This window comes from Schleiferilactobacillus shenzhenensis LY-73 (assembly GCF_000469325.1).
Lineage (GTDB): Bacteria > Bacillota > Bacilli > Lactobacillales > Lactobacillaceae > Schleiferilactobacillus > Schleiferilactobacillus shenzhenensis.
In genome coordinates, this window is sequence record NZ_KI271588.1 from 79276 (window position 1) to 85253 (window position 5978).

The 5978-nt window shown below is 58.0% G+C and carries 8 protein-coding genes; 5 read left to right on the top strand and 3 right to left on the bottom strand.

Annotation, left to right across the window (positions count from 1 at the left end; genetic code table 11):
* Positions 1-180 precede the first annotated feature (180 nt).
* On the bottom strand, positions 181-492 hold the full coding sequence (locus L248_RS07205; RefSeq protein WP_040535460.1) for a helix-turn-helix domain-containing protein: 312 nt from the start codon (positions 490-492) through the stop codon (positions 181-183).
* Positions 479-913, bottom strand: coding sequence for a type II toxin-antitoxin system RelE/ParE family toxin (locus tag L248_RS07210; RefSeq protein ID WP_051999899.1), 435 nt, complete (start codon positions 911-913; stop codon positions 479-481). Before L248_RS07210 ends, L248_RS07205 begins: the two co-directional genes overlap by 14 nt.
* Before the next feature lie 156 nt (positions 914-1069).
* Here L248_RS07210 and L248_RS15845 point away from each other — a divergent pair, with 156 nt between their 5' ends.
* The 5 genes from L248_RS15845 to L248_RS07230 are packed head-to-tail and all read left to right on the top strand — an operon-like array spanning position 1070 to position 4580.
* Complete coding sequence (locus L248_RS15845; RefSeq protein WP_155828592.1) at positions 1070-1210, top strand: hypothetical protein; 141 nt, start codon at positions 1070-1072, stop codon at positions 1208-1210.
* 15 nt (positions 1211-1225) lie between these two features.
* Positions 1226-2125: an ABC transporter ATP-binding protein gene (locus tag L248_RS07215; protein ID WP_022529496.1), complete on the top strand. Its 900-nt coding sequence runs from the start codon at positions 1226-1228 to the stop codon at positions 2123-2125.
* Entirely contained in the window at positions 2106-2882 is a 777-nt protein-coding gene (locus L248_RS07220) for an ABC transporter permease (protein WP_040535463.1), read from the top strand. Before L248_RS07215 ends, L248_RS07220 begins: the two co-directional genes overlap by 20 nt.
* Positions 2860-3978: a sensor histidine kinase gene (locus L248_RS07225; protein WP_022529498.1), complete on the top strand. Its 1119-nt coding sequence runs from the start codon at positions 2860-2862 to the stop codon at positions 3976-3978. The genes L248_RS07220 and L248_RS07225 overlap by 23 nt, the downstream gene beginning before the upstream one ends.
* A complete protein-coding gene (locus tag L248_RS07230; protein WP_022529499.1) occupies positions 3975-4580 on the top strand; it encodes a response regulator transcription factor in 606 nt (201 codons plus the stop codon). Before L248_RS07225 ends, L248_RS07230 begins: the two co-directional genes overlap by 4 nt.
* A gap of 10 nt (positions 4581-4590) precedes the next feature.
* Here the strand turns inward: L248_RS07230 and L248_RS07235 are convergent, their stop codons facing one another.
* Entirely contained in the window at positions 4591-5679 is a 1089-nt protein-coding gene (locus L248_RS07235; protein WP_196812005.1) for an Mbeg1-like protein, read from the bottom strand.
* Positions 5680-5978: the final 299 nt, after the last annotated feature.

Consider the following 5978-nt stretch of genomic DNA (forward strand, 5'->3'; position numbering starts at 1 on the left):
GTCGCAAGTTTGCGGCTAGCCGTGTTTTTTTGCGGGGCCATCACATGTATATGTGGTCAGTTGATTCATGTCTGCCTTAGTCAGTTTACTATCCATCGCTAATTGACACAGTACATTGTGTTAACAACGGCTACCCAACCAGATCATGAAATGGCGCAACGCGGTCGAATGTCTATCAAGTCAAGCCATCGGCTGCAACAGCTTGGGATTTTCGTCAACTAGTTGGAGTAATCGGCGTGCACTGCCAGTGGGCTTGGTTCGACCAACCTCCCAAGCTTCTACGGTCCGCGGAGAAACTGCAAGCATTTCAGCAAGCACACGTTGAGTTGCTCCTGCTTTCTGCCGAATCATCTTGATGTCTTCCGGCTTGTACTCTGGAGGATCATCCAAGACGACGGTGTTCACAGTGACATGACTTGGATCACCGTGTAAATACGAAGTAAATTGTTCAACACTTTCTTCGATAGCTGACTTTTTATTAACTTTGGTCATGCAAATTCCTCCTTGCAAACTGACGCAATTCAATGGATAACTTCCGAATTGCGTTTTTTTCTTTGCTGGTAAGATTTTCTTTCTGGTGCTTTCCGGGACCGGTGTGTTTCCCATAGACATCCAAAAAGAACACTTGATTGCGCTCGATGAGCAAGTAAATAATTCTGTAGCCGCCACTTTTACCCTCATTACTGTGCTCTGTTCGATACCGGTACTTAATTGCGCCACCAGCATCCTCGATCACCGTGCCCGGGAAAGACCGACCATAATTGTTGTCTGGCGGATGACGGAAATAATCAGTCAAGCCAGTTATCAAATCCTCGTACTCCGCTTCTGTCAGGCCAAGTTCAATCCATCTACTTTTGAATTTATCAGACCTGAAAAACGCCAACCGCGTAACCAAATGATTTCCGTCTTTCATATACTACTCAATGGTATACGATGGAATCGTATATGTCAATATCCGCCATTCTTTCCATGACAATTGTCACCTGACAGTCATGACATTGCGTACTACTGGCCGCGCCGGCTTTCTCGTATGCTTATTCATGTAATCAAGCGAAAGGAAGTCATCATCATGACCAACAATCAAAACGAAAACAAAGCAACCCACTACAACGCTTGGCGCGACCCGCACTTCGTTACCGTTCACGCCTTCGTCTGGGGCGTCCTGCTCCCCGCCCTATGCATCCTGCATTACGCCCTGCACCTCTTCTAGAAAGGAAGCCTGACCATGACCCCCATGATTACCCTGGACCACGTCGCCTTCGGCTATCGCGACACTCCGGTCCTGCAAGATATCAACTTAACCGTCGTCCCCGGCGAAGTCATCGGCCTCATCGGCCCCAACGGCGCCGGCAAGACCACCCTGCTCAACCTGATTCAAGGCTTGCTGCCGAATCCCGGCGGCATCACCGTCTGCGGCGGCGTGCCCGGCAACCCGGTCGCCAAACAAACCATCGGGGCGATGCTCCAGGGCAACCTGCCGTTGACCCGGGTGAAGGTGAAAGAAATGCTCAGCTTGCTTGCCAGCCGCTATCCCGACGGCGCCGATCCGGCCGCCATCATGGCCGAGACCGGCCTCACCGCCCACGCCAATGACTACTTGACCAGCCTGTCCGGCGGTCAGTTGCGCCGGGTGACTTACGCCAGCGCCATCGTCAACCGCCCCCGTCTGCTCTTCCTGGACGAGCCCACTGTGGGTATGGACGTGGCCGCTCGCCAGGACTTCTGGGCCAGCGTCAAGGCAATGCAGCAGCAAGGCGTGACCATCGTCATCACCAGCCACTACCTCAACGAGATCCAGGACGTCGCTGACCGTATTGCCCTTCTCCAGAACGGCCGCTTCAGTTACGTGGGCAGTTGGGACGCCCTCCAGGCCCGCCAGACCGGCGGCACCGTCAGCTTCCGCACCCGCCGGCCCGTCGCCGCTTTCCGGGCCCTGCCCGGGGTCGCCGCCATGCAGCAGGACGGGGAGAAAGTCACCCTGGACTGTACCGACACCGACGCGGCATTAAAGTCACTGGCGCCTTTCTTCACCGACCTGGACCACATCAACGTGACCCGGCAATCGCTGGAAACCATCTACCTGCAACTCACCAAGGAGGACACCCATGATGTTCAATCAGCTTAAATTCGACCTGCGCCGCCACTTTCTCCGCAACAGCACATATACCTTCTTCACGATTCTCATGCCCATGGGCTTCTACCTGCTCTTCACCAAGGTAATGATTCAAGGGTCCGCCGCCGAGCTGGCCACCTTCGCCAAGACGTATCTCAGCAGCATGACGCTGTACAGTCTGACGATCAATGCGTTATTCGGCGTCGCCAGCATTCTCCACGAGGATCGGGAGAGCCGCTTCGTCACCCGGCTGAGCCTGACGCCGGCGGGCACCATGCCGTATTACTTATCGATCAGCACCCTGGTGGTCTTGATGAATGCCCTCTCTGTCCTGCTTCTGGAATTGGCCGCCATCGTCATCAACGGCGTCGCCCTCTCGCCGCTGCAGATGCTGGGCAGCATCGTCATCGCTGTCCTGGCCAGCCTGCCCCTGATTGCCCTGGGCGTGCTTTACTCCTACGCCCCCTCCCAGCAGACCCTCTCAGTCATGGCGAACCTGACCGCCTTCCCCATGGCCATCATTAGCGGTCTCTGGTGGCCCATCAGCATGCTGCCAAGCTGGGCGCAGCACATCGGCAAGCTGATGCCCACCTACTTTGGCAACGACCTGCTCACCCGCTTCCTCCAGCAGCAGTCCCTGCCTGTCCGTGATATGATGGGCTTAGCCGCGTGGCTCATCCTGCTCGGCGGACTGCTCGTTGGCGGCACCCTCCTGCGTCACCGACGGATGATGGGAGAAAAGTTCAATGGCCGAAAAGTCGCGGCGTAGTACCACCCATACCAACCGGATCTGGGATTATATCTGGCTGGTATTTGTCCCTTACTCACTGACCGACTATCTGCCGCCCAAAACGCTGAGCGACTATGGCTGGCTGACCGCCATCGGGGTCTTCATCCTCGCTTACGTGACCGCGAACGAGACTAAACGTTGGCGCGCACCGGCCATCGTCTTAGAGGTCGGTATCACCTTTGTCTTCGCGCTGTGGCAGCAGAATTTCTACCTGATGATCTTCCCGGCTTGGCAGCTGCCCTACATGTTTTCTTACTATCCGCAACGTAAGCTGTACCCTTTCTTCGGACTGTATTACGCCGTACTGGCGGCCGCTCTGTTCGTCGCCTGGCTGAAGTATCCCCGGGAGGTCATGTCGCCCTGGGTATGGATGGGACTTTTCTTCCCCTTGATCTCACCCTGGTTCTCCAATTACATGGCCCGCTCCTCCATGCAGGACCGGGCCATGGCCCAGACCAACCGGCGGCTGGAAGCGGTCGTCCGCCGGGGCGAGCGGGAACGCATCGCCCGGGACCTGCACGATACCCTCGGCCAATCTTTCTCGATGATCACGATCAAGACGCAGCTGGCGGAGAAGCTGTTAGAAAAGAAACCGGACCAGGTCGCCGCCGAGCTCAAGGATATCGAAGCCACCAGCCGGGCCAACCTGCAGCTGGTCCGCCAAATCGTCAACGACCTGCACCAGCAAAGCATCAGCGATGTGCTGCTGGCCCAGGAAGAGAATCTGGCCGCCGCCAGTATTCACTTGGATACTGAAGACGAAGAGGACGCCAACAGCTGGCCCACCGCCATTCAGAATACCATCAGTGCCGTACTGCAAGAATGTGTGACCAACGTGATTCGGCATAGTCACGCCCACGCGCTGGCCATCACGTTTAGCAAAACAGCGGCGGTCTACGCCGTTCAGATTCAAGACGACGGTGTGGGCAGCGCCAGCTATACCCGCCAGGGAGCCAACGGCGTCAGCGGGATGGCCCAGCGGATCCAGGACCTGGGCGGTACCTTCACGATTGCGGCCAACCGCATCGGCACCATTGTGACCTGCACCATTCCTAAGGAAGGACCAGACGCATGATTCGTTTATTTCTCGCCGAAGACCAGAGCTTGTTGAACACGGCCCTGGCGCAATTGCTGGACCTGGAAGACGACATCACCGTGGTCGGCACCGCCACCGACGGCCAAGCGGCCTGGGCCGCCATCAGCCAGCTCAAACCCGACCTGGCCGTGCTGGACATTGAAATGCCCAAGGCCACCGGCCTGGATGTGGCCGACCTCATCCAGGGCGCGCACCTCCCGACCAAAGTGGTCATCCTGACCACCTTCGCTCAAAGTGCCTACTTCCAGCGAGCCGTGAAGGCAGGCGTGGCGGGCTATCTGCTGAAAGACGCCCCCACCGATGAATTGGTTGCGAACATCCGCCGCATCATGGCGGGCGCCACAGTCTATGCCCCGGAGCTGGTCCAAAACATGGTCACCGCCAGCACCAACCCCTTGTCGGAACGAGAAATGGACGTGCTCAAAGCCGCCGCCAATGGCCAGAGTACCAAAGAGATCGCCCAGACCCTCTTTCTCTCCGCCGGCACTGTGCGGAATTATCTCTCCGCCATCTTCAGCAAGCTGGGGGTGGCGAACCGGATGGAAGCCGTGAACCTGGCGAAGAGGAACAAGTGGCTGTAAGCAATGCGCTTCACTTCCACCGCAGCGCATGCCACAACGAATGGGCCGATTTCTTCCACACCGCTCGGCTCTCCGTCGGCAGTGTTCGAGCGGCATGATAGAACGCCCGCACCCGGTCCGGCGTCAGGTGCCGTAATTCCGCCATCGTGTCCGCTTGCCCCGCGTCCGCCACGGTGAATAACGACGCCAGAATGGCCGCCCGCTCCGCTGTGGACAGTCCGTCCAGCCACGCCGTGAAGGTGGCCTGGGTGAATTGCGCCGCCGCATCGGTTTGGGGCCGGTACTCGAAGTCGGTGCCATGGATGCGCCAGTTGAACGGATCATGCTGCCAGAACGAGACACTGTCGCTGGCCACCACGGCGTAGTCCTGGTGGTGCTCCAGCAGCAAGCCCACCACCGAGCCGGTCGGCACCAGCTTGGTGATTCGCGCGGCCAAGGCATCATAGCGTTTGTCCGCCACTGGGTCAGGGAGAAAGCCGGGGCCGTCAAAGTTGAAGATCTGGACCAGGTCCTCGGTCAACGCCGGTGCACTGTGCAGCGCGGCGTAGACAGCCAGATTGCCGCCCTTGGAATGGCCGCCGATCATATAGCGGCCGGGGAGAGCAGCCCGGGTTTCCCGCAGATAGCGGACGGCGGCCCGTTGCGCCGGCACCGCCGGCTGATAGCCCATGTTCAAGTCTTCCTTCCAGCCCGCGACAGTGGAATTCGTCCCCCGATAGGCCAGAAAATAAGTCTGCGGTGCCCATTCCAACGTCACCGCCCCGAACTGCTCCATGGCGATATCATCCAAGCGCTCGCGGTGTCGGTGCCAGCGCACACCGCTGAACCGGGGACTGAGCGCCAACGCCCGCAGCAGCTGCCCGTATTTCTCCGGCGCCCAGGCCCGGGCAGAAACGGCGGCCTGCACAGTCTCTTCCCCTGCTAGATCCGCCAGCCGGTGCATGCCCGCCGGCAGCCGGTCATAATCCAAATAGGCGAGCATGGCAAAAATCAAGTCGTCCACCACGTTCGGCGGCATTTGGGTAAAAGTCTTATCGCCATATTGGTAAACATACCGTTCCAAATAATTAGCCGCCATTCTGCCACCGTCTTTCTGCATGAATGTCCTTATTGTGCCACAAAACCTCACCGATACCATCCGTCAAGAGTCGGAAATGGAAAAGCACTGCGCGTATGACGCACCGTTGCACCACTGGCTCGTTTTGCCAAATGTACAGCCGTAGCGACATTTCCAGTGACTGTGTCCCCCGGGTCCAATAATCTCGCGCTTGGGCAAGACGGAGGCAATTTTGTCCCGGAGGCTGGCGGGGCTCAGCCATGAAATTGGGACTGGTACAAAAATCATATTCCGCGACATACTGAGTGCCAACGCGTAGCAAGCGGAGGCAAAACGGGCTC